Below are 22,545 nucleotides of genomic sequence, written 5' to 3' on the forward strand. Positions count from 1 at the left end.
TCCCGGCCCCTCAATATGCGAAACTTCCACGATGACAATCGTTCTCATCGCGTTCGCCTTGTATCTGCTGGCCGCAGCGCTGCTCATCCGGTCGGTGCTGCGCGATGGCAACCGGGCGCCGGCACGCTGGCTGATCCCGGCGCTGGCGGCCGTGGCGCTGCACGCCGGGTATCACGTGCTGGTGGCGCTGCGCACCGCCGGCGGGCCGGACATGCATTTCTTCGCGGCGCTATCGCTGTGCGGCCTGGGCATGGCCGCGCTGACGGCCGTGTTCGGCGCGCGCGGGCGCATGGCGGCGGTGGGCGTGGTGGTGTTCCCGCTGGCGGCGATCTTGCTGGCCTGCTATCACGCCTATGGTCACGAACCGAGTTCGGACCTGGGCTGGCGGCTGGAGCTGCACGCGTGGATGGCGCTGCTGGCCTACGCCACGCTGGGCATCGCCGCGTTGCTGGCGATCATGCTGTGGCTGCAGGAGCGGGCCCTGCGCCGGCGCGACTTCCACACCTGGCTGCGCGCGCTGCCGCCGTTGACCGAGCTGGAGACGCTGCTGTTCCGCACGATCACCGTGGGCTTCGTGTTGTTGAGCCTGACCCTGCTGACCGGCCTGCTGTTCGTGCAGGACTTCCTGGCGCAGCGGCTGCTGCACAAGACCGTGCTTAGCATCCTGTCGTGGATCGTGTTCGGTGCGCTGCTGATCGGCCGCTGGCGCAACGGCTGGCGCGGCACCAAGGCGGTGCACTGGACGCTGACCGCGATGGCGCTGCTGGTGTTGTCGTTCTTCGGCAGCAAGTTCGTGATCGAACTGGTGCTGGGGCCGCGCTGATCGTGTTGGCTTCAGGCGCGTCGTGGCCCCACCGTCGTAGCGACACCCGCTCTCAGGCGTCCAGCGCAGCGCTCACCGCCGCCCACGCCTGATCCGGCCCCGGGCTGGCGAAGTGATAGGCGATGCGGCGGCGATAGACCTGCCCGGGCCGCAGGATCGTCGACGGGAAGTTGGGATGATTGGGCGCATCCGGGTAGTCCTGCGGCTCCAGGCAGACGCCGCGTCCGAGTCCGGGATGGTGGTGGTCAAGATGCTGGCCTTCGTAGAGTTGCACCGCCGGCGCGTCGCTGGTGATGCGCAGCGCCACGCCGCTGTGCGGCGAGTACAGCTCGGCAACGCAATCGGCCCCGGCGGCCAGCACCAGGCATTGGTCGTAGCCCTTGCCGAGCATCACCTGCGGATGCGACGGATCGATCGTATCGGCCAACGCCGCCGCATGGCGGAAATCGAACGGCGTGCCGGCGACGGAAGCGATCTTGCCGGTCGGGATCGATTCGGCATCCACCGGCAGATAGCGATCGGCCGGCACCCGCAGCACCTGCAGCGCGGCGCGCCGATGCGGCTCGCCGGACAGATTGAAGTACGGGTGATGAGTCAGGTTCAACGCGGTGGCGGCATCGCATTGCGCCTCGAAGTCCAGCTGCAGGCTGCGACCTCGCAGCTGCAGCCGCGCGCGTACCTGCAGATTACCGGGATAGCCTTCTTCGCCATCGGGCGAGTCGTAACCGAGCAGCACATGATCCGGCGACTGCTCCAGCACGCTCCACACACGCCGCCCGAAGCCGCGCACGCCGCCGTGCAATTGATTGCGCCCTTCATTGGCCGCCAGCGTGTGGGTGACGCCATCCAATGTATAACGCGCCCCGGCGATGCGGTTGCCGAAGCGGCCGACCAGGATGTTGAGGCTGTCGCCATCGGCGGCGTACGCAGACAGATCCGGCAATGCCAGCAGCAGCGGCACCACCCCGCGCTCGGTGGTCAACCGCAGCGCATGCAGGATGCCGCCGTAGGTGAGCACTTCCGCCTCCAGCCCGGCATCGCTGCGCAGCGTGAGCGCGTGGACTTCGACACCGTCTGACAACTGCCCGAACACTCGCTGCATGGATCGTCCCGCCGATACTGGAAGCCGGCGAGCATAGCGGGGCAGCGCGGTCGCCGACCATGCCCCGGCGCACATCGTGGCGTGCGACGCGATGGCGATGTCGGCGACACATGCGCCAGCCTCTGGCTGATTGATCGCGATGCAGCAAGACACGTTGCACCTGCAGACACCCAATTACCGCCATGGCGACGTACAGGTGCCTGTAGTTTACGGCTCGGCGGTCGAGGCCAGGGATGGACAGATCCCCTCGGCTGCCGCTTGAGCCGGCGTCAGCGCGGGCTCGGCAGTGCGCCATTGCACCGGCAGACGTTCGAGCACGTGCTCCATGAAGGCGCGCACCTTCGGGGTGAAGTCGCGGCGGTCGGCGACGCAGAGGTAGATCCGCAGCGGCTCCGGTAATGCCTGGGCGGTGCTGCCGGAATCGGAAACAAACAGCGGCTGCAGCTCGCCGCGCTGCAGATAAGGCTGCACGACATAGGCGGCCAGGCGCGCGATGCCGCCACCGGCAGCGGCCATGGTGGCGAGCGCATCGATATCGTCGCTGACCATCGCCTTGCCCAGCTCCGGCTGGAAGCGCACGCCGTTGCGCACGAAACTCCACGGCAGACAGCGCCCGTCGACCGGGTAACGCAGCAGCAGGCAATCGTGATACTTCAACTCGTCCGCGCTCTGCGGCGTCCCGCAGCGCGCCAGATAATCGGGCGCTGCGCAGACCACCAGCGGCACCTGGGCGATGCAGCGCGCCACCAGGCCATCTTCGAGCTGCGCCTCGATACGCAGGCTGACATCCACGTTTTCCTGTGCGTGCTGCACGGCCCGGTCGGTAGACAGCAGCTCGATCTCCAGCTGCGGGTACTGCCGACGCAGGGCCGGCAGCATCGGGGCGAGCACGTGCCGCGCAAAGGCCGCGGTGCTGGCCACCCGCAATCGCCCCGCCGGAGCCTGCTGCGGCCCGGCCACCGATTGCCGCGCGCGCTCCAGGTCGCGCTCCAGTTGCCGCACCTGTTCGAAGTACAGCGTGCCGCGCTCGGTCAGCGCCAGACTGCGCGTGGTCCGGTGCAGCAGACGCACGCCCAGGTGCTGTTCCAGACGTGCGATGTTCTGGCTGACCGCGGCGGCACTGATCCCCAGCAACTTGGCGCCTCCGGCAATGCTGCCGGCATCGACGGTGCTGACAAAGCTACGGATGGACTGAAGAATGTTCATTGACTAGGCAAGTATTACCAAACGATTCGTAAGTTTTTCTTACGTAAGCCGCAAGGCTACGCGATCTACCCCGCCCGCGGTGACGTCTCTACAGTGCTGCCCATCGCGCCGATTCGCGGCAACCGAGGCCATTGCATGTCGTCATCTCCCCCCTCCTCTCCATTGCTGCGTCCGCGCCGGAAACTCGGCGTGCGCACCACCCCGTTCGTCTTCGCGCTCTATATGGCCGCGATCATGGCCTTGCTGATGTGCCTGGTGATCACGGGCGCCAATACCGGCCTTGCCCCCGGCTACCTGTGGCGCGTGCTGGACGCCTACCGCATTGCGATGCCCACCGCGTTCTGCTGCGTGCTGGTGGTGCGACCGTTGGTGATACGGCTGGTGGCGTGGACGGTGCACGCGGGGCATTGAGTCAGGCGTGCGCGAGCGTGCTCGAAACGCTGTCGCAGGCAATCGTGCTGGTGCGTCCGCAAGCGCATCGATGTGCAGCAGCACGCGGCCGGCCTGCAACGGTGGCATTCCCTGCGCGGCAGCCCATCCAGATCCTGCCAACGCTCGCATGCGTTGACGATCGGACCATTTCCCAGCTTGAATGCATCGACCCGGACACCGCAGATGCCATCGCGCCGGCAGCGAACATCCGCAGCCAGCTGCTGCCACGCAACATCCGGCGCATACAGTCTGCGACCGCCGTCATGCCAATGATGGATTATTCCGGAATGAACTCCACGGAACTGAAACGCGCCACACAATTGCTTTGACACTGAAGTAGCCGCTGCGCAGCGTCACGTCTCCATGGACATCGGTCCACTTTCTGGAGAAGCACGCATGAACATGCGACGCAGTGCCGCTGTGCAGTTCGCCCTGCTGTGGGCAGTGGCGATGACACCAGGCGCGCATGCGCAAACCCTGGTGTGGGAAGACAACTTCAACGGCCCCGGCATCGACGGCAATAAGTGGACCTACGACGTCGGCAATGGCTGCCAGATCGGCTTGTGCGGTTGGGGCAATGGCGAGATGCAGTACTACACCAGCCGCGCCGAAAACGCGCGCATCGAGAATGGCCGGCTGGTGATCGAAGCGCGGCGCGAAGCGTTTCAGGGCATGCCGTTCACCTCGGCGCGTCTCAAGACCGAAGGCCGCATGCATTTCAAATACGGCGCGCTGGAAGCGCGCATCAAGACGCCGGTGGTGGGCAACGGGCTGTGGCCGGCGTACTGGATGCTGGGCACCATCGGCGTGTGGCCAGGTCGCGGCGAGATCGATCTGATGGAAGCCGGCATGGCCGCAGCGATCGCCAATGGCACCGCCAATCGCCGTATCGGCGCCGCGGTGCACTGGGACTACAACGGCCAACAGGCCGACTACGACACCAGCTACACCAGCCCGGTGGACCTGCATGCCGACTTCCATGTGTACCGCATGACCTGGGACCCGCAGTTCATCCGCGTGTCGATCGACGGCCGGCAATACTTCGAGTTTGCGATCTCCAATATCGAAGCCGCATCGCTGCACGAATTCCATCAGCAGCAGTATTTGCTGCTCAATCTCGCCGTAGGCGGCACCTATACCGGTATCACCTCGCCTGCGGCGGTGACCGCGCCGCTGCCGGGCAGGATGGAGATCGACTATATCCGCCTGTATCAGAACCCAGGTTCGGAGCTGTACGTGGGCGCGCAACACGCTGCCCCTGCAGGGCGCTTTGGTGTGTTCACCGAGCAGGCCGATACCAGCGGACGGCTGAACTTCGGCCAGGATGCCGAGCTGTATCTGTGGAACAACCTCACCCCGATTGCGCAGGCGCCGTTCGAAGGCGGCAACGTGATGGCCTACCGCGCCAACGCCGGTGCCTGGTATGGCCTGGGTATCCAGACCGACTATCGCAACATGGCCGCCTACGCCGGCGGCGCGCTGAAACTGCACCTGAAAACCACCACACCGTCGACGTTCAAGATCGGCATCAACACCAGCTTTGGCGACAGCTGGGTGGATTTTGCCGCTGGCGGCAATCAGTACGGCCTGGTGCGCGACGGCGCCTGGCACGAGGTGAGCATTCCCTTCAGTGCGTTCTACGACCTGGATCTGCAGGCGGTCAAACAGATGTTCATGCTGGTGGGCGATCCGCCGGCCGCGCCGGTGGAGATCGCCATCGACAAGGTGTATTACCAGAGCCGTTGAGCGGCGTAAGTGCAGGTCTCTCGGTCAAGGCCCGCGAATGCATGCAGTGGTTTCTGCAGCGCACGGAGCACGCAGCCAACGCTCAGGCGTTGGTTGCCACACCTTTCAACACATCGATCAGCTGACGCAGGCGATACGGCTTGGGCAGGAAATCCACCTGCGCCGGCAGCGGCGGCAACTGCGCCTTTGCAAACCCCGAAGCCAGGATCATCCGCGCCTGCGGCAGCAGTTGCGCCACGTGTTCGCTCAGTTCGATGCCCGACATACCATTGGGCATGCGGATATCGCTGAATACCACATCATAGGGGCCGTTCTCGCGCAGCATGCGCAAGGCGCTATGGCCGTCGTCGGCGGTTTCCACGGTGATGCCTGCATCGCGCAGCGCCTCGCCGATCAGTTCGCGCAATTCCTGTTGATCTTCCACCATCAACAGACGCAGGGGTTCAGTCATGCTCAGCCTCCTCGATGGCCGGGAGAAACAGGGTAACGGTGGTGCCGCGGGCGGGAGCGGTATCCAGCTCGACGAAGCCACCGGATTGGGACGCAAAGCCATACACCTGGCTCAATCCCAGGCCCGAGCCCTTGCCCACGTCCTTGGTGGTGAAAAATGGCTCACTGGCGCATTGCGCCACGTGCGCAGACATGCCGGGGCCGTCATCGCGCACGGCAATGCTCACGTAACTGCGCTGCCGGCCATGCGGATCGGACGGCGCAACACGCTGCTGTAGAGCCGTTTCCAGCACGATGTTGCCGCCGCCGGGCATGGCATCGCAGCTGTTGAACACGAGATTGAGCAAGGCCGCTTCCAGTTGGCCGGGGTCCACGCGGATATCGGGCAATTGCTCGGCAAACTTGAGCGACAACGCAAGACCGGCCGGGCAGGCACGCCGCAGCAGCTCCAGCGAACGCGTCAACACCGCGTTGGCGCCATGGCGCTCGGGAATCAATCGCTGCCCGCGCGCGAAGGCGAGCAGCTGGCGCGTCAGCAAGGTGCCACGATCGACTGCCGTCTGCGCTGCTTCCACCAGCATGCGCGTGCGCGCGTCGTCGCCGGCACGCAGTGCGATCAAATCCAGGCTGGTCACCATCACAGTCAGCAGATTATTGAAATCGTGCGCCATGCCGAGCGTCAGGCGACCCAGCGCATCCACTTTCTGCGACTGCAGCAGGGCGTGCTGCGCCTGCTGCAACAGCTGCTGCGCCTGGTGTTGCTGGTCGATGTCGCAGGTAACCTTGGCAAAACCGACCAATACGCCGAATTCCAGCACCGGCTCGATCGCCACGCTCGCCCAGAAGCGGCTGCCGTCCTTGCGCACCCGCCAGCCTTCGGTGGAAAAGCGCCCCTCGCGTCTGGCGGTGTCCAGATTGCGGGCAGGTTCGCCGCAATGCGCATCCTCTGGGAGATAAAAGCGCGAAAAATGCGAGCCGATGATCTCGGCGGCGGTGTAACCCTTGATGCGCTCGCCACCGGGATTCCAGGTGCACACATGGCCGCCCGTGTCGAGCATGTAGATCGCATAATCGGACACGCTCTGCACCAACAGCTGGCATTGCCGGCTGTTGTGAGAAAGCGGCCCCGCACTGTCGACGGCCGTTTTCGCATCCATCGCGCGACTTTCCCCCGGGAAAGCGCGCGACCATAGTGACGAGTGCGTGAAGGCCGCGTGCAAGCCGACCCGGCTGCAAGGCGTCAAAATACCGGCGATTTGCGCGTGAAACTTATCGGCTAACATGGCCGCCCTCCCAGTCCGGTCCGTGCCTTTATGCAGAACATCTCGACCACACGCGACCGCTGGGTGTGGGTGATCGCGGGGGCCCTGATGGCGGGAACGCTCGGCGTGGAGTTGATCACGCCGCTCGGCTATGCGGTGTGGCTGACCTACTTCGTCGCGGTAGGCGTGACGGTCTTCCAGAATCGCGTGCAGGCGCCACTGGTGGTCGCCGCGCTGTCGTGCGTGCTGCTGGCAATCGGCTTTCAGCTGGCGCCGGCCAGTACCAGTTCGAGTTTTTCCTCGATCAACCGCAGCATCGGCGGGGTATCGTTCCTGGCGATGGCGCTGGTGGTGATGCAGGCCATCCGCGCGCGCCGTCAGGCCGAACTGGCGCTGTGGCTGCAGCAGGCCGAAAACACGGTCGAAGGCAGTTTGCGTGGCGATCACAGCCCTGACGATCTGGCCAATGCCGCCGTGCGGGCGCTGTGCGACACGCTGGATGCGCAGGTCGGCGCGTTGTATCGCATCGAAGGCGACCGCCTGCGTCTGACCGGCGGCGCTGCGCTACCGGCCGATGCATCCAAGACGCTGCCGACCGATGCCGGCCAACTCGGCGAGGCCTTGCGTAGCGGTACGGTGCGCCGGGTGCGCGGCGTGGAAGCCGGACATCTGCAAATCGCCTCGGGCCTGGGCCGGAGCGCTTGCCAGGAGCTGCTGCTGGCGCCGGTCATTGCCGATGGGCGGGTGATCGGCATTCTCGAACTGGGCCGCGCCGCTGCGCCGGGGACTGCCCGCACGCGCGAAGAACAGCTGCTCGCACGCTGCGGCGAAAACATCGGCCTGGCCTTGCGCACGGCATTGCTGCGCGCGCAGCTGGTGGCCTTACTGGAAGAAACCCAGCGTCAAAGCGAAGAACTGCAGACCCAGCAGGAAGAACTGCGCGTGGCCAACGAGGAGTTGGAGGAACAAAGCCGCAGCCTGCAGCAGTCGCAAAGCGATCTGGAGATGCAGCAAGCCGAACTGGAACAGACCAACGTGCAGCTGGAAGAACGCACCCAGGCGCTGGAGGCGCAGAAGCAGGCCTTGCTGGTTGCGCAGAATCAGCTGGTGCGCAACAGCAACGAGCTGTCCACCGCCTCGCGCTACAAGTCCGAGTTTCTGGCCAACATGTCGCACGAGTTGCGCACGCCGCTCAACAGCGCGTTGATCCTGGCCAAGCTGCTGGCGGACAACAAGGACGGCACGCTCGGCCCCGAGCAGGTGAAATATGCACAGGCGATCCTGTCGTCCAACAACGATCTGCTGGCGTTGATCAACGACATCCTCGACTTGTCCAAGATCGAAGCCGGGCATGTGGAACTGGCCGACGAAACCGTCGCCACCAGCTCGGTGCTGCAGCGCCTGCGCGAAACCTTCGAGCCGCTGGCGCGCCAGAAAGGCCTGGCGTTGCAGCTGGCTGCCGAATCAGACGCACCGACGCAACTGGTCGTCGATAGCCAACGCCTGCAGCAGATCCTCAAGAACCTGCTGGCCAACGCGATCAAGTTCACCGAGCACGGCAGCGTCAGTCTGTCGATCCAGGCGCACACGCCGGGCCGGGTGCTGTTCAAGGTCAACGACACCGGCATCGGCATCGCGCACGAACAGACCGAGATCATCTTCGAAGCGTTCCGTCAGGCCGATGGCAGCACGCGCCGTCGCTATGGCGGCACCGGCCTGGGGCTGTCGATCTCGCGCGACCTGGCCCAGCGCATGGGAGGCAGCATCCGCGTGGACAGCCAGCCGGGGCGCGGCAGTTGTTTTACGCTGGAATTGCCGATCGACGGCGCGCCGGCCGAGCTGGTCACGGCAGCGCAGGCCAACGCGAGCGCGGTGGCGATCGGCGCCACGCCGTTGTCGCAGTCCGCCGGCGGCACGGCCATGGCCTCGCGCCTTGATGGGCGCGCAACGGCTACGTCCGCGGGGATGACGCTGCCGATTCCGGCAGCCGCGCCCCCGCCGCTGCAGCGTGCCGACGACGATCGCGACCAACGCACCCGCCCCGGCCGGCTGATCCTGGCGGTGGAAGACGAAGCACGCTTTGCACAGGCGCTGGTCGACCTGGCGCACGAGCTGGATTTCGACTGCGTGGTGGCGCCCAGCGCCGGAGAAGCGCTGCGTCTGGCGGCCGAACTGCGTCCCAGCGGCATCCTGCTCGACATCGGCCTGCCGGATGCGTCCGGCCTGAGCGTGCTCGAACGCCTCAAGCGCGACCCGGCCACGCGCCATATTCCGGTGCATGTGGTCTCCGCGCTGGAGCGCAGCCAGATTGCCCTGGAACTGGGCGCGGTGGGTTACCTGATCAAGCCGGCCACGCGCGAGCTGCTGGCGGGCGCGATCCGTCAACTGGAAGACACCAACGCACGCGCGGTGCGCCGCTTGTTGATCGTCGAAGACGACAGCGCGCTGCGTGCGAATCTGGAATTGCTGCTGGCGCGCGATCAACTCGACATCATCGCGGTGGGCAGCATTGCCGACGCGATGCAGCAGCTGGCCGGCTCGACCTTCGATTGCATGGTCACCGATCTGGCGCTGCCCGACGGCAGCGGCTACGACCTGCTAGAGCGCATGGCCGGCAACGACGCAGTCGCCTTTCCACCGGTCATTGTCTACACCGGGCGCGCGCTCACCCGCGACGAGGAACAACGCCTGCGCCGTTATTCCAAGAGCATCATCATCAAGGGCGTGCGTTCGCCCGAGCGCCTGCTTGATGAGGTCACGCTGTTCCTGCACAGCGTGGAAGCCTCGCTGCCCAGCGACCAGCAACGCCTGCTACGGGAAGCACGCCGCCGCGACGCGGTACTGGACGGTGCCACCGTGCTGCTGGCAGAAGACGATGTGCGCAACATCTTTGCGCTCTCCAGCGTGCTCGAACCGCTGGGCGTGACGCTGCAGATCGCCCGCAACGGCCGCGAGGCGCTGGAACATCTGGCCAAGCACGAGGTGGACCTGGTGTTGATGGACATCATGATGCCGGAGATGGATGGACTGACCGCGATGCGCCAGATCCGAGCCAATCGGCAGTGGCAGGATCTGCCGATCATCGCGCTGACCGCCAAGGCCATGGCCGACGATCGCGAACGCTGTCTCGAGGCCGGCGCCAACGATTACATCGCCAAGCCCATCGACGTGGACAAGCTGGTGTCGCTGTGCCGGGTGTGGTGCTCGCGGCAATGAACGCGGTGGAGCTGTTCGATCTGGAGCTGCGGGTGCTGCTGGAAGCGGTCTACCAGCGCTATCACTACGACTTCCGCGATTACGCGGTGTCGTCGCTGCGCCGACGCATGCGCCACGCGATGGCGCGTATGGAGTGCACGCGCGTGGCCGACCTGCAGCACCGTCTGCTGCACGAACCGGACACGTTCGCGCAGGCGATGCAGTTCTTCACCGTGCAGGTGTCGGAGATGTTCCGCGACCCGGCCTACTTTCGCGTCCTGCGCGAGCATGCGGTGCCGGTCTTGCGGACCTATCCGTCGATCAAGCTGTGGGTGGCAGGCTGCAGCACAGGCGAGGAAGTCTGGTCGCTGGCGATCCTGTTGCACGAAGAAGGCCTGCTGGAAAAAGCGGTGATCTATGCCACCGACATCAACCCCGAAGCGCTGGGCATGGCCGAAGCCGGCGCCTTCGGCATCGACCGCATCGCGCAGTTCAGCCGCAATTATCTGGATGCCGGCGGCGGCGGCTCGCTCTCGGACTACTACACCACCGCTTACGATGGCGCGGTGTTCGACCGCCGTCTGAAGCGCAATATCGTCTTCGCCGATCACAGCCTGGCCACCGATACGGTGTTCTCCGAAGTGCATCTGGTGTCGTGCCGCAACGTGCTGATCTATTTCAACCGCAGCCTGCAGGACCGCGCAGTGGGCCTGTTTTACGATGCGCTGGTGCATCGGGGGTTTCTGGGCCTGGGCAGCAAGGAATCGCTGCAGTTCGGCGCGCATGCGCAGGCGTTCGAAACCGTGGCACGCGAGCAGCGCCTGTTCCGCAAGGCGGCGGCATGAACGTCATGCATGCGGCGGCAGCGCGGTTCGACGCGATGGTGATCGGTGCCTCGGCCGGCGGCGTCATGGCCTTGCAGGCGCTGTTGTCCAGCCTGCCTGCGGATCTGCCGATGCCGGTGCTGGCGGTGTTGCACCTGCCGCGCGACCGCACCAGCCATCTTGCCGAGCTGATGGATGCACGCTGCTCCTTGCCGGTGCGCGAGGCCGAAGACAAGCAGCCGCTGCGTGCCGGCAGCGTGACCATCGCCCCGCCCGACTACCATCTGCTGGTGGAAACGCGCGACAGCCTGGCGTTATCGATGGATGCACCGGTGCTGTTCTCGCGCCCGGCGATCGACCCCTTGTTCGAATCGGCGGCTGACGTATTCGGGCAGCGCCTGCTGGCGATCCTGCTCACCGGCGCCAGCAGCGACGGCAGCGCCGGTGTGGCGGCAGTCCGCGCGGTCGGTGGCACCGCCTGGATCCAGCGCCCCGACGATGCCGCCTCACCGCTGATGCCCGCCTCCGCTCTCGCCTATGCTGGCGCCGATGCGGTGCTCACCCTGCAGGCGATCTGCAGCCGACTGGAAGCCTTTCACCCATGAACCTCACCGCGACCGGCCTGGCTGCGCACAGCAACGGCGACGAACCCGCCAAGCTGCTGATCGTCGACGACGTGCCGCAGAACCTGGTGGCGATGGAAGCGTTACTGCAGCGCGAAGGCCTCCAGGTGCTGTGCGCCGCATCCGGCGCGCAGGCGCTGGAACTGCTGCTCGAACACGATGTGGCGCTGGCGCTGCTGGATGTGCACATGCCGGAAATGGACGGCTTTTCGCTGGCAGAACTGATGCGCGGCTCGCAGCGCAGCCGGCATGTACCGATCATTTTCCTGACCGCATCGCCGAACGATCCGATGCGTGCCTTCCAGGGCTACGAAACCGGCGCGGTGGATTTCCTGCACAAGCCGATCGAGCCGCACGTGATCCTGAGCAAGGTCAATGTGTTCATCGAGTTGTACCAGCAGCGGCGCCTGCTCAAGGCGCGCAACGCGTCGCTGGAACGCGCGCTCACCCTCAACGAAACCATGATGGCCGTGCTCACCCACGACCTGCGCACGCCGCTGTCGGTGATTCTGCTGTGCGCCGACAAGCTCAGCCTGGATGTGGATGCCGAGGGCTCGGCCGCGCGCACGCTCGATCACCTGGAAAACAGCGCGCGACGGATGGCGCGGATGGTCGAGCAGTTGCTGGATTTCTCGCGCCTGCGCAGCGACGGGCTGTCGATGCGGTTCGGCCCCTGCAATCTGGGCGAAGTGACCCATAGCGTGGTCGGCGAAGTGGCGCAGGCCAATCCGCACACGCCGATCGACCTGCAGACCGAAGGCGATCTGGACGGCGACGGCGACGGCGATCGCCTGGCCCAGGTCGTGTCCAATCTGGTCGGCAATGCGGTGCTGCACGGCGGCAACCAGCCGGTGCGGGTGCACCTGGACGGACGCGAACGCGACACGCTGCGGCTGTCGGTGCGTAACGTCGGGCACATTCCGGACAGCCTGATGCCGCGCCTGTTCGAGCCGTTCAAGGCCAGCTTCCATGCCAGCCAGGGCCTGGGGCTTGGGCTGTTCATTGCCGACCAATTCGTCAAGGCGCACGGCGGCACGCTGCAGGCACGCAACGAAAACGGCGATGTGGTGTTCGACGCCGTGCTGCGGCGGCACAACCTGGCCGCGTAATCGCGGCCAATGAGGCCGCCGGGCAGCACGCCGGGCGTCCGGCGCGCCGCGCGTGGTGGAGTGCTGGGGCGATGACGTCCAGCAGGGACAGCTGACCGACTTCCATCGCGCGGTCGATGCCAGCGAGGACGAAACCGTGGTGTTTTCGTGGATCCAATCGCCGGACAAGGCGACCCGGGAATGGAACCGACGGTCAACCCGATACCGTTCGATGGCAAGCGCCCGATCTACGGCGGCTTCGTTCCGATCCTGCCCCTGGGGCAACCGGGCTTAGCACTGCAGCGCGCGCGTTCGCGTGACCGCCGCACACCCGGTGTTGCGGCAGTGACCGACGGCACCGGGTCTTAGGCGGTGGCCGTTACACTGGCAGCATGCAGCCGCGTTCGCCGCCAATGGTGTGCAGGCGCAGCGACTGCATTGCCTGCCACCGGAGACCACCACGTGACCGACGCACCGCTCCTGATCGCCTGCCCGAGCTGCGCTGCGATGAATCGTGTCGCGCGCGCGCGTCTGCGCGATGCGCCCAACTGCGGCAGTTGCCACAAGCCCTTGTTCCTGGGCACGCCGGTGGCGCTGTCGGTGGCCGATTTCGACAAGCATGCAGTGCGCAGCGCGCTGCCGTTGGTGGTGGATTTCTGGGCGCCGTGGTGCGGGCCATGCCTGAGCATGGCGCCGCAATTCGTCGCGGCCGCGGCCATGCTCGAACCGCAGGTCCGGCTGGCGAAGGTCGATACCGATCTGCATCCGGCGCTGGGCACGCGCTTTGGCATCCGCAGCATCCCGACCTTGCTGGTCATCCGCGGCGGCAGTGAACTGGGCCGTCATTCGGGCGCGGTGAGCAGCACGCAGATCGTCAGCTGGGTGCAGTCGGTATTGCGCGGCCGTTGATACAAAAAAACCGCTGCGTGATGCACGCAGCGGGCCTGGTTTGACGATCGACATCGCTGCGACACCTGCGCAGCGATGCAGTCAATCGATCAGCGACAGAGAGCGGCTGACAACGTCACCAGCGCTCGTCAGGTGGATGCGTACGGCGCGCAGGGAACCGAACGTACACATGCTACATGCCGGTTCCGGGCACCGACCGCCCACCTGACGGCCGCGCAACAGTTTGCTCAGTCGCTTACTGCCAGTTGACGTTGACCGACACACCCACGACACGCGGCTCGTTGTACACCGCGGCCATGTAGTTTTCGATCACGCCCTTGACGTTCTTTTCGTTGGTGATGTTGCGCGCGAATGCCGCCACTTCCCACGCACCATAGTCGCCGGTGTAGCCGAGCTTGAGCCCGCCCTCGACATTGCCGTTGGCGCGGAACTCGGTGGAGTCGTACAGCACGAAGCTGGTCTGGCCCTGCTTGTTCCAGTCGGTGGAGACGAAGAACGCCCCATCGTTGCCCACCGGAATATCGTAGCGCGCCGCCAGGTTGAGGTTGTACTTGGGCGCGTTGGGCAGCGGGTTGCCGTCGATCTGCGCAAAGGTGTTGGCACCGACGCGGATGGTCGGGTCGTTGACCGTGCACACCACCACGCCGTTGAGCGCGCAGGCCTGCGCGTAGACGCGATCGTCCTGGATTTCGCTATGCAGCAGGCTCAGGCCAGCGGTCAGCGACAGGTTGGAGACCGGGCGCCAGTCCAGATCCGCTTCCAGACCGTAGGCCTTGGCCTTGTCGGCATTGAACAGCACGCCGTTGCCGTCCGAATCGTTGCCGTTGAGCTGGATGTCGTTGACGGTGTAGGTGAAGCCGCTGACATTCAGACGCAGGCGATTGTCGAACAGGCTGCTCTTGATGCCGGCTTCCCACGACAGGATGGTTTCCGAATCGGCGGTGGTGAAATCCGAATTGAACACCGCGCTGCGGCCCTGGATGGTCGGACCGCGGAAGCCGCGTGCCACGCGCGCGTAGACGCTCAGCTCGGGATTGATTTCATACATCGCGCTGAGATCCCAGCTGGGCTGGGTGTCGGACATGCGCACGTCGCGACGACCGCGATAGGTCACCGCACCAGTGGCGGTATCGGCGGTCTTGAGCAGGCGGGTTTCCTTGCTGTCCTTGGTCTGGCGTAGACCGGCGGTCAAGGTGAGTGCGTCGGTGGCCTTGTAGCTGAGCTGCCCGAACCCGGCCCAGGAGGTATTGGTGTTGCGCAGGCGCACCCAGTTGTTGGGGTTGCGCGCGGCGGTTTGCAGGAAATAGGCACGCTGATAGAAATCGGTGGTATCGCGCCCGTCGAAGTAGAACGCACCGACCTGCCACTGCAATGCGTCATCGCCTTCGCTGGCCAGGCGCAGTTCCTGGGTGTACTGATCCAGGTCGCGGATCTGCCCCATCGACTGGCCGAAGCCGTTCGGCACGCCGTTGACCGGGTAGTTCGCCGCCGCGCCGCCATCGGTGTCGCCACGGCTATAGCCGGAGGTGGTTTCGTAGGCGGTGATGGAGGTCAGCGACACGCCGCCGAAATCGTAGATCGCCTTGATCGAGCCACCGTCGGTCTGATACGCCTGCGGGTTGTCGTGTGCCTCGTCATAGGCCACGCGATCGCGCGGCACGTCGACCTTGTCGCTGCCGCGCGTGACCGCATTGCGCAGGAACAATGTGGAGGTGCCGTCGTAGTCGCGCGTATGCACCGAACCCAGCAGCGAGAACGCATCGTTGGGCTTGAGCAGCACCTGCAGGCGCGCATTGCGGTCGTTGTAGCCGCCCATCGCATCCTTGCGCGGCGTGCGCGTCCCGTCGGCGCTGCTGCCGGCAAAGGTGTTGTCCACCCAGTCGTCGCGGTGCTGATACAACGCCGACACGCGGAACGACAGCACCTCGTTGATCGGGCCGCCGAAGCCGCCGTCCAGCGACACCGTGTTGTAGCTGCCATAGCTGGCATCGACGCGGCCGGTATAGGTATCGCTGGGCTTGATCGTGTCGAACTTGACGATGCCGGCGGTGGTGTTGCGGCCGAACAAGGTGCCCTGCGGGCCGCGCAGCACTTCGATCTGGTCCACGTCGTAGACCGGGTTGGACTTGAGCACCACGTGTTCCAGTACCACGTCGTCCTGGATGATGGACACCGGCTGCGAAGCGCCGAGATAGAAGTCGATATTGCCCAGGCCACGGATATAGAAGCGCGGGAAGATGCGCCCGGTGGTGGTCTCGGCATAGAAGCCCGGCACGCGGCCGGACAGCGCCAGCAGCGTGTCGTCGCCACCGGCAGTGAACTCGCGCATCGCCGCGCCCTGCACCACGCCCACCGACACCGGCACTTCCTGCAGGTTCTGTTCGCGGTGCTCGGCAGTGACGGTGACCGTATCCAGGGCGGTCGGGCTGCCCTCGCCCTGGCGCGTCTGCGCCTGCTGCGCAGAGGCTGCGGCGGCCAGCGAGGCGAGCAACAGGCCGCCGCAGGCACGTGCCAGCGGCGTGCGCTGCAAGGCGGCGCAACGACGTGCGGGTGCGTGCGTAGCGGCGGACGTCAGGGACGCGGAGACAGACGAGTACAACGACATGCGAGATGATCCTTGGGTAAGTGACGCGAGGGATGACACGGGGTTAAGAGCGGCGATCAACATGACTGCGGCGATCAGGCACGCGCGGCCGGTGCCAGGAATCGGCATGTAGCGCTCGTACACGCCGGCTCCTCCCCATCGCCCGCGCCCACCTGACAACCGCTCGCTACGTTTTGCTGGCCCCTCCGACGTCCGTCGGCATCGGGCATGCCGGCCGAGGACGCAGGGTGGCACCGCGCGCACGATATGTCAGCAATGTTGCAGCTCTATGGCAAGCGTGCCGACGCGCACATGGCCGCCGCCGCGCAGCCACATTCGCTGTGGCGCGTTCAACGCATCAGTCGTCGCCACGCCATCGTCGTCGTCGTCGCGCGACAGGCCGGCATCGACAGCTGACCCTTCGCGCGCAAACACCGCGTCAGGCGCGGGCGGCCAGCACGCTGCTATCGAGCATCTGCCCGACCATGTTGAGCAGATCGTTGAGGCTGAAAGGCTTGGGCAGCAGCGCCATGCCGTCGTCCAGGAATTCCTGCCGGGTGGCGGCGTTTTCGGCGTAGCCGGTGATGAACAGGATCGGCAAGCCGGGGCGCAGCGCGCGCGCCACATCGGCCATGTCGCGCCCGTTCATGCCGGGCAGGCCAACGTCGGACACCACCAGATCGATCTCCACGCCCGCACGCAACTGATCCAGTGCGCCGTTGGCATCTTCGGCTTCGACCACCTGGTAGCCGGCATCGCTGAGCACCTCGCTCACCATCATGCGCACCACATCGGTGTCGTCCACCAGCAAGATGCGCTCGCTGCGTGCGCGTGGCGAACTCGGTGCCGGTGTCGGCGGCACTGCGCTGGCGGTGAGCCCGCGCGGCAGCAGCAAGGCCACCGTGGTGCCGCGCCCCACGGTGCTGGTGATGCGTGCGGTACCGCCGGACTGGCGCGCAAAGCCATAGGTCATCGACAAGCCCAGGCCGGTGCCCTCGCCGATCGGCTTGGTGGTGAAGAACGGTTCGAAGACCTGGTTGAGGATGGCCGGCTCGATGCCGCTGCCGTTGTCGATCACGTTCACCGCCACGTACTCGCCATCGTCCAGTTCCGGATCGCCCTGCGCGGTGTAGGCCGCGCTCTGGATGCGGATGGTGCCCCTGCCCTTCAACGCGTCGCGCGCATTGATCACCAGATTGAGCACTACGTTTTCGAGCTGGTTGGCATCGGCCACCGCCACCAGCGGCGTGTCCGCCAGGTCCAGTTCCAGCACGATGTTCTCGCCGATCGAGCGGTGCAGCATGTCCTCCAGCGAGCGCACGCGTGCGTTGATGTCGAAGGCCTGCGCATCCAGCGATTGCTTGCGCGCGAAGGCGAGCATGCGCTGGGTCAGCGCGGCGGCGCGATGCGCCGAGCCAGTGGCGATCTCGGCCAGCCGCGGCACACGCTCGATGCGATTGGACTCGACCGCCAGCTGGATCATGTCCAGGCCGGAAATGATGCTGGTCAGCAGATTGTTGAAGTCGTGCGCGATGCCGCCGGTGAGCTTGCCCAGCGCTTCCATCTTCTGTGCCTGCAGCAACTGGATCTCGGTGCGCTGGCGCTCGGCGATCTGGTGGGCCAGCTCGGTGGTGGCGGTATCCAGTTCCTGGCGCTGCTCGCGCTCGCGCAGGCGCTGTTCGGTGACATCCTCGACCAGCAGCAGGCCCAGATCCGGTTCGCGGTACGGCGACACGCGCCATTCGGTTTCGCACACCTTGCCCTCGCGCAGGATCGACAAGGCACCGCTCCAGCGCTCGCGCTGCGCCAGCGCGTCGGTCAGCGCGTGCACGGTGGCGGCCTGGTCCACGCCGGGCACGGCAAGCGCCTCGCCTGGCGTGGCGGTGCCGACCAGGCGCTGGAACGCCGCATTGGCTTCATGCGCGTGCAGCCCGGCATCGACCACCGCAATCGGTGCGCTGATGTGCTCGAAGATCTCGCGGAAGCGGGCCTCGCTGATGCGCAAGGCGTCCTCGGCCTGGCGCGCGCGCAGCAGGGTACGCAACGTGGCGACCAGCACGCTGGGGTCGACCGGGTGAATCAGGTAGGCATCGGCACCGGCTTCCAGGCCGGTGATCATGTCGCCGGTGGCGATCGATGCCGCCGACACGTGCACCACCGGCAGCAACGCGGTGCGCGGCTCGGCGCGTAGCGTGCGCACGATGTCGAAGCCGCTCATGTCCGGCAGATTGACGTCCAGCACCACCGCAGCGAACGCCTGCTCGGCCAGTCTGGCCAGGCCGTCGGTGCCGGTGCCGGCTTCGTCGACCACGAACTGATGATGTTCGAGCACGCGCCGCACCGAATAACGCGTCACCGCGTTGTCGTCGACGACCAGAATGTGCGGCTTACTGCCCAAGTGCATCCTCCGGTGCCAGCGTGATCGGCAGCACCACGAAAAATTCAGAGCCCTGCCCGACCACGCTGTTGATCCCCACCCTGCCGCCCAGCAACTCGGCGAAGCGCTTGCAGATCGACAGCCCCAGACCGGTGCCGGTCAGGCGCTTCTGCAACGGCGAATCCACCTGTACAAAATCTTCGAACAAGGCGTCGTGAAGCTCGGCCGGAATGCCGATACCGGTGTCCTGCACGCCGAAGCGCACATGGGTCTCGCCTTCCAGCTGCGCGAACACGCGCACATGGCCTTGCGGGGTGAACTTGAGCGCGTTGGAGATGAAGTTGCGCAGGATCTGCGCCAGCTTCTTGTCGTCGGTGTAGAGCATCGGCAGTACCGGCGGATCTTCGAAGATCAAGGTGGTGCTGCCGGCATCGGTGAGCGGGCGGAACATGCCGCGCAAGGCCGCAAACAGGTCCATCAAATCGAACCAGCCCGGCGAGATGGTGATGCGCCCGGCTTCGATCTTGGCCAGATCCAGCAGGTCGTCGACCATCTCGGTGAGCTCGCGCGCCGAGGCGCTGACAAAGCGTACCTGTTTGGACTGTTCGGCAGTCAGCGGCCCGTCCATGCCGTCTTCCAGCAGCCGCGTAATGCTCAGGATCGAGCTGAGCGGGGTGCGGAACTCGTGGCTCATGTACGACAGGAAGCGGCTCTTGAGCTCGGACACGTCGCGCAGCTGCTCGGCCTGCTGATCGAGCTCGGCATACAGCGCCAACACGCCCTGGTTGGTCTCTTCCAACTCTTCGCGCAGGGCCTGGTTCTGCTGCCGCAGCGCGTCGAGTTCGGCCAGCGGATCGATCGGCGATGCCGCACCGGAAGCATTCATTGCAGGCCTCCCAGCCGCATGACAAACACGCCGCAATCGTCGCGGCCTCGCGTGTAATCGCGCAACAGCACCGCCGCAATCAGACGCGGATGGCGCGATAGCAGACCCGGGTGATCGCGCAGGTTCCAGCGTGACTGCAGGCCATCGCTGTGCATGATGAGCAGTTTGCCGGCGGCGTCCGGAAAATCGAACGGCTGCGCCTTGCGAAACTGCACCCCGACGATGCCCGGATGCGACGGCATGCCACGCACGCCGTCGCCATCGCACAGCGACGCGACGATATTGCCCACACCGGCAAAGCGCACCCGGCCGGTACTGCTGTCGAATTGCGTCACCGCCGCCGCGCCGCCGCGGGTACCGGACATGCCGGCATGCAGCTGCGCGATGCGCTCGCCGGGCTCGCCGCTGGCCGTGGTTGCAGCGCGCATCCCGGCGTCGGCAGCATCGGCAGCGCCTGGACCGTGGCCCAGGCCATCGATCACGGTGACGGTCGCCCGCTGCTCGCCAATCGCCAGATGCCAGGCATCGCCGCATACCGTTTCGTTGTGCAGCGGCAGACGGATGGCGCCGTACGGCACGTCCAGCTCGGCGCGTTGCTGCACGAACAGCCGTGCCATCACGACCGCGCCCTTGGCATCGGAATACGCGTCCAGCACCTGCGCCTGGCGCTTGATCGCGCCCAGCCCGGTGCCCGGCGTCCCGGCGGTGGAATAGCCATCGCGCAGGCCGTCCACGAGTGCGAACCCGGGGCCGCCGTCGATGGCGCAGATCTCCACGCCCATGCCCTGACGTGTGACCACCGTGGACAACTGCAGCCAGCCGCCACGTCCATGCTTGACCATATTGGTGGCAAGCTCGGTGGCCACCAGCGCCACGCGGCCGCAGGCGGCCTCGTCGAAACCCAGCGTCTGTGCCAGCGCCGCCGCTTCGCGACGTGCCTGCCCAACCTGGCTGGTTTCGTCGACACGAAACGCGCGCGTGACATCGCCGGCGAGCGTCACTTCCATTTGGTGATGGTGATGCGCGTGCCCTTGCCGGCTGCGGTATCCAGGACGAAATCATCCACCAGCCGCCGGCTGCCGGACAGGCCCAGTCCCAGCCCGCTGCCGGAGGTCCAGCCATCAGTGAGCGCCAGGTCCAGGTCGGGAATGCCGGGGCCTTCGTCGCGGAAGGTCAGCTGCACACCCTTGCGGATGCCGCTTTCCACCAAGGCCCAATCCATGTCGCCGCCACCGCCATAGATCACGGTGTTGCGCGCCAGTTCGCTGGCGGCGGTGACCAGCTTGGTCTGGTCGACCAGACGCAGGCCGCACTGCACCACCAGCTTGCGTACCGTCTGCCGGGCCAGCACCACATCCTGTTCGGTACGCACCGGTTGCGAACCGGTGGTCATGAAGCGCGATCGGGTTGCTGCAACAGGCGCATGCCGCGTTCGACATTGAGCGCGGTGCGTACCGACGGCAGGGTCAGGCCCAGCTCGACCAGCGTGATCGCCACGGCCGGCTGCATGCCCACCACCACGGTCCTGGCATCCATGATCGCCGCCAGCCCGGAGATGGTGCTGATCATGCGGCCGATGAAGGAGTCGACGATGTCCAGTGCGGAAATGTCGATCAGCACGCCGCGCGCGGAGGTGGCGCTGATCTTTTCCGACAGGTCTTCCTGCAGCGTCATCGCCAATTGGTCGTGCATGTCCACCTGGATGGTGACCAGCAGCAGCTCGCCCATCCGCAGGATCGGGATGCGCTCCATGTCAGCCCGCCTTGCTGACGGTCACGCCGATGCGCTTGAGCGCCAGCGCCAGCGCGTCGGACAGGTTGGCCTTGGTGACGATGCCCTGCAGGTCCAGCCCCAGGTGCACGATGGTCTGCGCGATCTGCGGGCGCACGCCGCTGATGATGGCATCGGCGCCCATCAGGCGGATCGCAGTGACGGTCTTGAGCAGGTGCTGCGCCACCAGCGTGTCCACGGTAGGCACGCCGGTGATGTCGATGATGGCGATTTCCGAGCCGGTATCGACGATGCGCTGCAGCAGCGACTCCATCACCACCTGGGTGCGCTGCGAATCCAGCGTGCCGATCATCGGCAGTGCCAGCACGCCGTCCCACAGTTTGACCACCGGGGTGGACAGCTCCAGCATTTCTTCCTGCTGGCGCACGATGATGTCTTCGCGGGTTTTCTGGAACGCCTTGACGGTGTACAGGCCCAGACGGTCCAGCAGCTCGGACAGCGCCCACAGCTGCTGGCCCAGATCCTCCGGCGTATCGGCATACTCGCGCTGCACCAGCGCAAACAGCACCCGCTTGAGCGAGAAGATGAAGTTGGCGGTTTCCTGCGAATCGAAGCCACGGGTGGCGCGGTCGCGCGACAGATTTTCCAGGAAGCGACGCACCTCGCTCCAGTCGGCGCTGTCCAGGCTGCTGCCGCCATCCTTCAGGGAGGCGACCAGCAGATGCAAAAAGTCCGCGCTCTGGGTTTCGACGTCCTGCCGGGAAATACGTCCATCGCTGCCCAGGCTGGAGCCCAGCCATGCGGCCAACAACGCAGTTTCCTGGCCACGAATCGCATCGATCGAGCGCTGCTGCAATGCCATCATGAGATCACCCGCCGAGAGTAGAAGAGAGAAGGCTGGGCATGCGGGACGGTTGCGCCCCCTGACTGGCGCGGCGCCCCCCACGCCGAAGCGCTGCAGAGTAAAGCAATTCAGTTTCGGCAACCAGCGACGAACCTGTAGCGGTCAGAGGACAGTCCTGACGGAGTTTGACATTGCGGCGCACACGGTGAACGTGAGCGCGACCACGCCTGGAAAGATGCGATGACTGCCGGCCTGTTCCCCTGCCATCGGGCGCGACAATTGCGGCCGCGACGGCAACCGCTTGGCGACTGCCGCGGCCCGGCCCGGCCACGGATCGCTGCGCAACGGTGGTGCCGGCTCTGCGGGCAGACCCATTCCTCAAGCCGCCCCGAACCGATCGCGGCCGCATCCCATGTCAGCGGACGCGATCGGCGTATCGCAGGCGCTTGCCCACAACCGGCAC

The 22,545-nt window shown here is 65.9% G+C and carries 21 protein-coding genes, 1 other RNA gene and 1 pseudogene; 12 read left to right on the forward strand and 11 right to left on the reverse strand.

From position 1 onward, the window contains the following. The first annotated feature begins 31 nt into the window (after nucleotides 1-31). Entirely contained in the window at nucleotides 32-823 is a 792-nt protein-coding gene (locus XaplCFBP3123_RS02705; protein ID WP_104532689.1) for a cytochrome C assembly family protein, read from the forward strand. A gap of 52 nt (nucleotides 824-875) precedes the next feature. On the opposite strand, the gene XaplCFBP3123_RS02710 is transcribed toward XaplCFBP3123_RS02705, so the two are convergent. Next, a complete protein-coding gene (locus XaplCFBP3123_RS02710; RefSeq protein WP_104532690.1) occupies nucleotides 876-1,925 on the reverse strand; it encodes an aldose epimerase family protein in 1,050 nt (349 codons plus the stop codon). A gap of 207 nt (nucleotides 1,926-2,132) precedes the next feature. After that, entirely contained in the window at nucleotides 2,133-3,131 is a 999-nt protein-coding gene (locus XaplCFBP3123_RS02715) for a LysR family transcriptional regulator (RefSeq protein WP_104532691.1), read from the reverse strand. Nucleotides 3,132-3,266: 135 nt separating this feature from the next. Between XaplCFBP3123_RS02715 and XaplCFBP3123_RS02720 the strand changes: the two genes are divergently transcribed. The 3 genes from XaplCFBP3123_RS02720 (at nucleotide 3,267) to XaplCFBP3123_RS02730 (ending at nucleotide 5,309) form a co-directional block, all read left to right on the forward strand. Next, nucleotides 3,267-3,542, forward strand: a complete 276-nt coding sequence (locus XaplCFBP3123_RS02720; RefSeq protein ID WP_104532692.1) for a DUF2798 domain-containing protein — start codon at nucleotides 3,267-3,269, stop codon at nucleotides 3,540-3,542. Between the two features lie 17 nt (nucleotides 3,543-3,559). Further along, complete coding sequence (locus XaplCFBP3123_RS02725; RefSeq protein WP_146091262.1) at nucleotides 3,560-3,892, forward strand: hypothetical protein; 333 nt, start codon at nucleotides 3,560-3,562, stop codon at nucleotides 3,890-3,892. A gap of 67 nt (nucleotides 3,893-3,959) precedes the next feature. Further along, nucleotides 3,960-5,309, forward strand: coding sequence for a glycoside hydrolase family 16 protein (locus XaplCFBP3123_RS02730; RefSeq protein ID WP_104532694.1), 1,350 nt, complete (start codon nucleotides 3,960-3,962; stop codon nucleotides 5,307-5,309). 82 nt (nucleotides 5,310-5,391) lie between these two features. Here the strand turns inward: XaplCFBP3123_RS02730 and XaplCFBP3123_RS02735 are convergent, their stop codons facing one another. Together XaplCFBP3123_RS02735 and XaplCFBP3123_RS02740 are read right to left on the reverse strand one after the other, a co-directional pair. Continuing rightward, nucleotides 5,392-5,760: a response regulator gene (locus XaplCFBP3123_RS02735; RefSeq protein WP_104532695.1), complete on the reverse strand. Its 369-nt coding sequence runs from the start codon at nucleotides 5,758-5,760 to the stop codon at nucleotides 5,392-5,394. Then, the gene (locus tag XaplCFBP3123_RS02740; RefSeq protein WP_104532696.1) at nucleotides 5,753-6,916 is read right to left on the reverse strand and encodes a PAS domain-containing sensor histidine kinase; all 1,164 of its coding nucleotides are present in this window, start codon (nucleotides 6,914-6,916) and stop codon (nucleotides 5,753-5,755) included. Before XaplCFBP3123_RS02740 ends, XaplCFBP3123_RS02735 begins: the two co-directional genes overlap by 8 nt. 156 nt (nucleotides 6,917-7,072) lie before the next feature. Between XaplCFBP3123_RS02740 and XaplCFBP3123_RS02745 the strand changes: the two genes are divergently transcribed. The 6 genes and pseudogenes from XaplCFBP3123_RS02745 to trxC all read left to right on the forward strand — a co-directional run bounded on the left by XaplCFBP3123_RS02745 (nucleotide 7,073) and on the right by trxC (nucleotide 13,660). Then, nucleotides 7,073-10,237, forward strand: a complete 3,165-nt coding sequence (locus tag XaplCFBP3123_RS02745; RefSeq protein ID WP_104532697.1) for a response regulator — start codon at nucleotides 7,073-7,075, stop codon at nucleotides 10,235-10,237. Further along, a complete protein-coding gene (locus tag XaplCFBP3123_RS02750; protein ID WP_172453055.1) occupies nucleotides 10,210-11,061 on the forward strand; it encodes a CheR family methyltransferase in 852 nt (283 codons plus the stop codon). The genes XaplCFBP3123_RS02745 and XaplCFBP3123_RS02750 overlap by 28 nt, the downstream gene beginning before the upstream one ends. Before the next feature lie 5 nt (nucleotides 11,062-11,066). After that, nucleotides 11,067-11,645 (forward strand): chemotaxis protein CheB, encoded by a 579-nt coding sequence (locus XaplCFBP3123_RS02755; protein ID WP_429001613.1) that lies wholly within the window; start codon nucleotides 11,067-11,069, stop codon nucleotides 11,643-11,645. Beyond that, nucleotides 11,642-12,772 (forward strand): hybrid sensor histidine kinase/response regulator, encoded by a 1,131-nt coding sequence (locus XaplCFBP3123_RS02760; protein ID WP_104532699.1) that lies wholly within the window; start codon nucleotides 11,642-11,644, stop codon nucleotides 12,770-12,772. Before XaplCFBP3123_RS02755 ends, XaplCFBP3123_RS02760 begins: the two co-directional genes overlap by 4 nt. A 40-nt stretch (nucleotides 12,773-12,812) precedes the next feature. Beyond that, nucleotides 12,813-13,036, forward strand: a pseudogene (locus XaplCFBP3123_RS02765) (DUF1428 domain-containing protein); the annotation flags it as partial. A 177-nt stretch (nucleotides 13,037-13,213) separates the two neighbouring features. Then, complete coding sequence (gene trxC, locus XaplCFBP3123_RS02770) at nucleotides 13,214-13,660, forward strand: thioredoxin TrxC (RefSeq protein WP_104532700.1); 447 nt, start codon at nucleotides 13,214-13,216, stop codon at nucleotides 13,658-13,660. A gap of 235 nt (nucleotides 13,661-13,895) precedes the next feature. Here the strand turns inward: trxC and XaplCFBP3123_RS02775 are convergent, their stop codons facing one another. Beyond that, nucleotides 13,896-16,265, reverse strand: a complete 2,370-nt coding sequence (locus XaplCFBP3123_RS02775; protein WP_104532701.1) for a TonB-dependent receptor — start codon at nucleotides 16,263-16,265, stop codon at nucleotides 13,896-13,898. Between the two features lie 106 nt (nucleotides 16,266-16,371). Between XaplCFBP3123_RS02775 and XaplCFBP3123_RS02780 the strand changes: the two genes are divergently transcribed. After that, nucleotides 16,372-16,447: non-coding RNA, sX9 sRNA (locus XaplCFBP3123_RS02780), on the forward strand. A 25-nt stretch (nucleotides 16,448-16,472) separates the two neighbouring features. Continuing rightward, nucleotides 16,473-16,661: a hypothetical protein gene (locus XaplCFBP3123_RS02785; RefSeq protein ID WP_104532702.1), complete on the forward strand. Its 189-nt coding sequence runs from the start codon at nucleotides 16,473-16,475 to the stop codon at nucleotides 16,659-16,661. A gap of 22 nt (nucleotides 16,662-16,683) precedes the next feature. Here the strand turns inward: XaplCFBP3123_RS02785 and XaplCFBP3123_RS02790 are convergent, their stop codons facing one another. From XaplCFBP3123_RS02790 to XaplCFBP3123_RS02815, 6 genes are read right to left on the reverse strand one after another with little or no spacing between them, the layout of a single operon-like run. Then, complete coding sequence (locus tag XaplCFBP3123_RS02790; protein ID WP_172453056.1) at nucleotides 16,684-18,642, reverse strand: response regulator; 1,959 nt, start codon at nucleotides 18,640-18,642, stop codon at nucleotides 16,684-16,686. Continuing rightward, the gene (locus XaplCFBP3123_RS02795; RefSeq protein WP_104532704.1) at nucleotides 18,632-19,507 is read right to left on the reverse strand and encodes a sensor histidine kinase; all 876 of its coding nucleotides are present in this window, start codon (nucleotides 19,505-19,507) and stop codon (nucleotides 18,632-18,634) included. Before XaplCFBP3123_RS02795 ends, XaplCFBP3123_RS02790 begins: the two co-directional genes overlap by 11 nt. Beyond that, on the reverse strand, nucleotides 19,504-20,514 hold the full coding sequence (locus tag XaplCFBP3123_RS02800; protein ID WP_102596417.1) for an ATP-binding protein: 1,011 nt from the start codon (nucleotides 20,512-20,514) through the stop codon (nucleotides 19,504-19,506). Before XaplCFBP3123_RS02800 ends, XaplCFBP3123_RS02795 begins: the two co-directional genes overlap by 4 nt. After that, nucleotides 20,505-20,900, reverse strand: a complete 396-nt coding sequence (locus XaplCFBP3123_RS02805) for an ATP-binding protein (protein ID WP_016901512.1) — start codon at nucleotides 20,898-20,900, stop codon at nucleotides 20,505-20,507. The genes XaplCFBP3123_RS02800 and XaplCFBP3123_RS02805 overlap by 10 nt, the downstream gene beginning before the upstream one ends. Continuing rightward, a complete protein-coding gene (locus XaplCFBP3123_RS02810) occupies nucleotides 20,897-21,259 on the reverse strand; it encodes an STAS domain-containing protein (protein WP_104532705.1) in 363 nt (120 codons plus the stop codon). Before XaplCFBP3123_RS02810 ends, XaplCFBP3123_RS02805 begins: the two co-directional genes overlap by 4 nt. 1 nt (nucleotide 21,260) lies before the next feature. Beyond that, the gene (locus tag XaplCFBP3123_RS02815; RefSeq protein ID WP_104532706.1) at nucleotides 21,261-22,103 is read right to left on the reverse strand and encodes an STAS domain-containing protein; all 843 of its coding nucleotides are present in this window, start codon (nucleotides 22,101-22,103) and stop codon (nucleotides 21,261-21,263) included. Between the last annotated feature and the right edge of the window lie 442 nt (nucleotides 22,104-22,545).

This window comes from Xanthomonas arboricola pv. populi (assembly GCF_002939945.1).
Taxonomy (GTDB): domain Bacteria; phylum Pseudomonadota; class Gammaproteobacteria; order Xanthomonadales; family Xanthomonadaceae; genus Xanthomonas; species Xanthomonas arboricola_A.

What these genes read in the sequence shown, in the direction of transcription:
- XaplCFBP3123_RS02800 (WP_102596417.1), bottom strand. Translation starts at nt 20,514, where the DNA reads ATGGAAGTGACGCTCGCCGGCGATGTCACGCGCGCGTTTCGTGTCGAC.
- XaplCFBP3123_RS02735 (WP_104532695.1), bottom strand. Translation starts at nt 5,760, where the DNA reads ATGACTGAACCCCTGCGTCTGTTGATGGTGGAAGATCAACAGGAATTG.
- XaplCFBP3123_RS02740 (WP_104532696.1), bottom strand. Translation starts at nt 6,916, where the DNA reads ATGGATGCGAAAACGGCCGTCGACAGTGCGGGGCCGCTTTCTCACAAC.
- XaplCFBP3123_RS02720 (WP_104532692.1), top strand. Translation starts at nt 3,267, where the DNA reads ATGTCGTCATCTCCCCCCTCCTCTCCATTGCTGCGTCCGCGCCGGAAA.
- XaplCFBP3123_RS02795 (WP_104532704.1), bottom strand. Translation starts at nt 19,507, where the DNA reads ATGAATGCTTCCGGTGCGGCATCGCCGATCGATCCGCTGGCCGAACTC.
- XaplCFBP3123_RS02805 (WP_016901512.1), bottom strand. Translation starts at nt 20,900, where the DNA reads ATGACCACCGGTTCGCAACCGGTGCGTACCGAACAGGATGTGGTGCTG.
- XaplCFBP3123_RS02760 (WP_104532699.1), top strand. Translation starts at nt 11,642, where the DNA reads ATGAACCTCACCGCGACCGGCCTGGCTGCGCACAGCAACGGCGACGAA.
- XaplCFBP3123_RS02705 (WP_104532689.1), top strand. Translation starts at nt 32, where the DNA reads ATGACAATCGTTCTCATCGCGTTCGCCTTGTATCTGCTGGCCGCAGCG.
- XaplCFBP3123_RS02755 (WP_429001613.1), top strand. Translation starts at nt 11,067, where the DNA reads ATGCATGCGGCGGCAGCGCGGTTCGACGCGATGGTGATCGGTGCCTCG.
- XaplCFBP3123_RS02710 (WP_104532690.1), bottom strand. Translation starts at nt 1,925, where the DNA reads ATGCAGCGAGTGTTCGGGCAGTTGTCAGACGGTGTCGAAGTCCACGCG.
- XaplCFBP3123_RS02730 (WP_104532694.1), top strand. Translation starts at nt 3,960, where the DNA reads ATGAACATGCGACGCAGTGCCGCTGTGCAGTTCGCCCTGCTGTGGGCA.
- XaplCFBP3123_RS02745 (WP_104532697.1), top strand. Translation starts at nt 7,073, where the DNA reads ATGCAGAACATCTCGACCACACGCGACCGCTGGGTGTGGGTGATCGCG.
- XaplCFBP3123_RS02810 (WP_104532705.1), bottom strand. Translation starts at nt 21,259, where the DNA reads ATGGAGCGCATCCCGATCCTGCGGATGGGCGAGCTGCTGCTGGTCACC.
- XaplCFBP3123_RS02775 (WP_104532701.1), bottom strand. Translation starts at nt 16,265, where the DNA reads ATGTCGTTGTACTCGTCTGTCTCCGCGTCCCTGACGTCCGCCGCTACG.
- XaplCFBP3123_RS02785 (WP_104532702.1), top strand. Translation starts at nt 16,473, where the DNA reads ATGCCGGCCGAGGACGCAGGGTGGCACCGCGCGCACGATATGTCAGCA.
- XaplCFBP3123_RS02715 (WP_104532691.1), bottom strand. Translation starts at nt 3,131, where the DNA reads ATGAACATTCTTCAGTCCATCCGTAGCTTTGTCAGCACCGTCGATGCC.
- XaplCFBP3123_RS02815 (WP_104532706.1), bottom strand. Translation starts at nt 22,103, where the DNA reads ATGATGGCATTGCAGCAGCGCTCGATCGATGCGATTCGTGGCCAGGAA.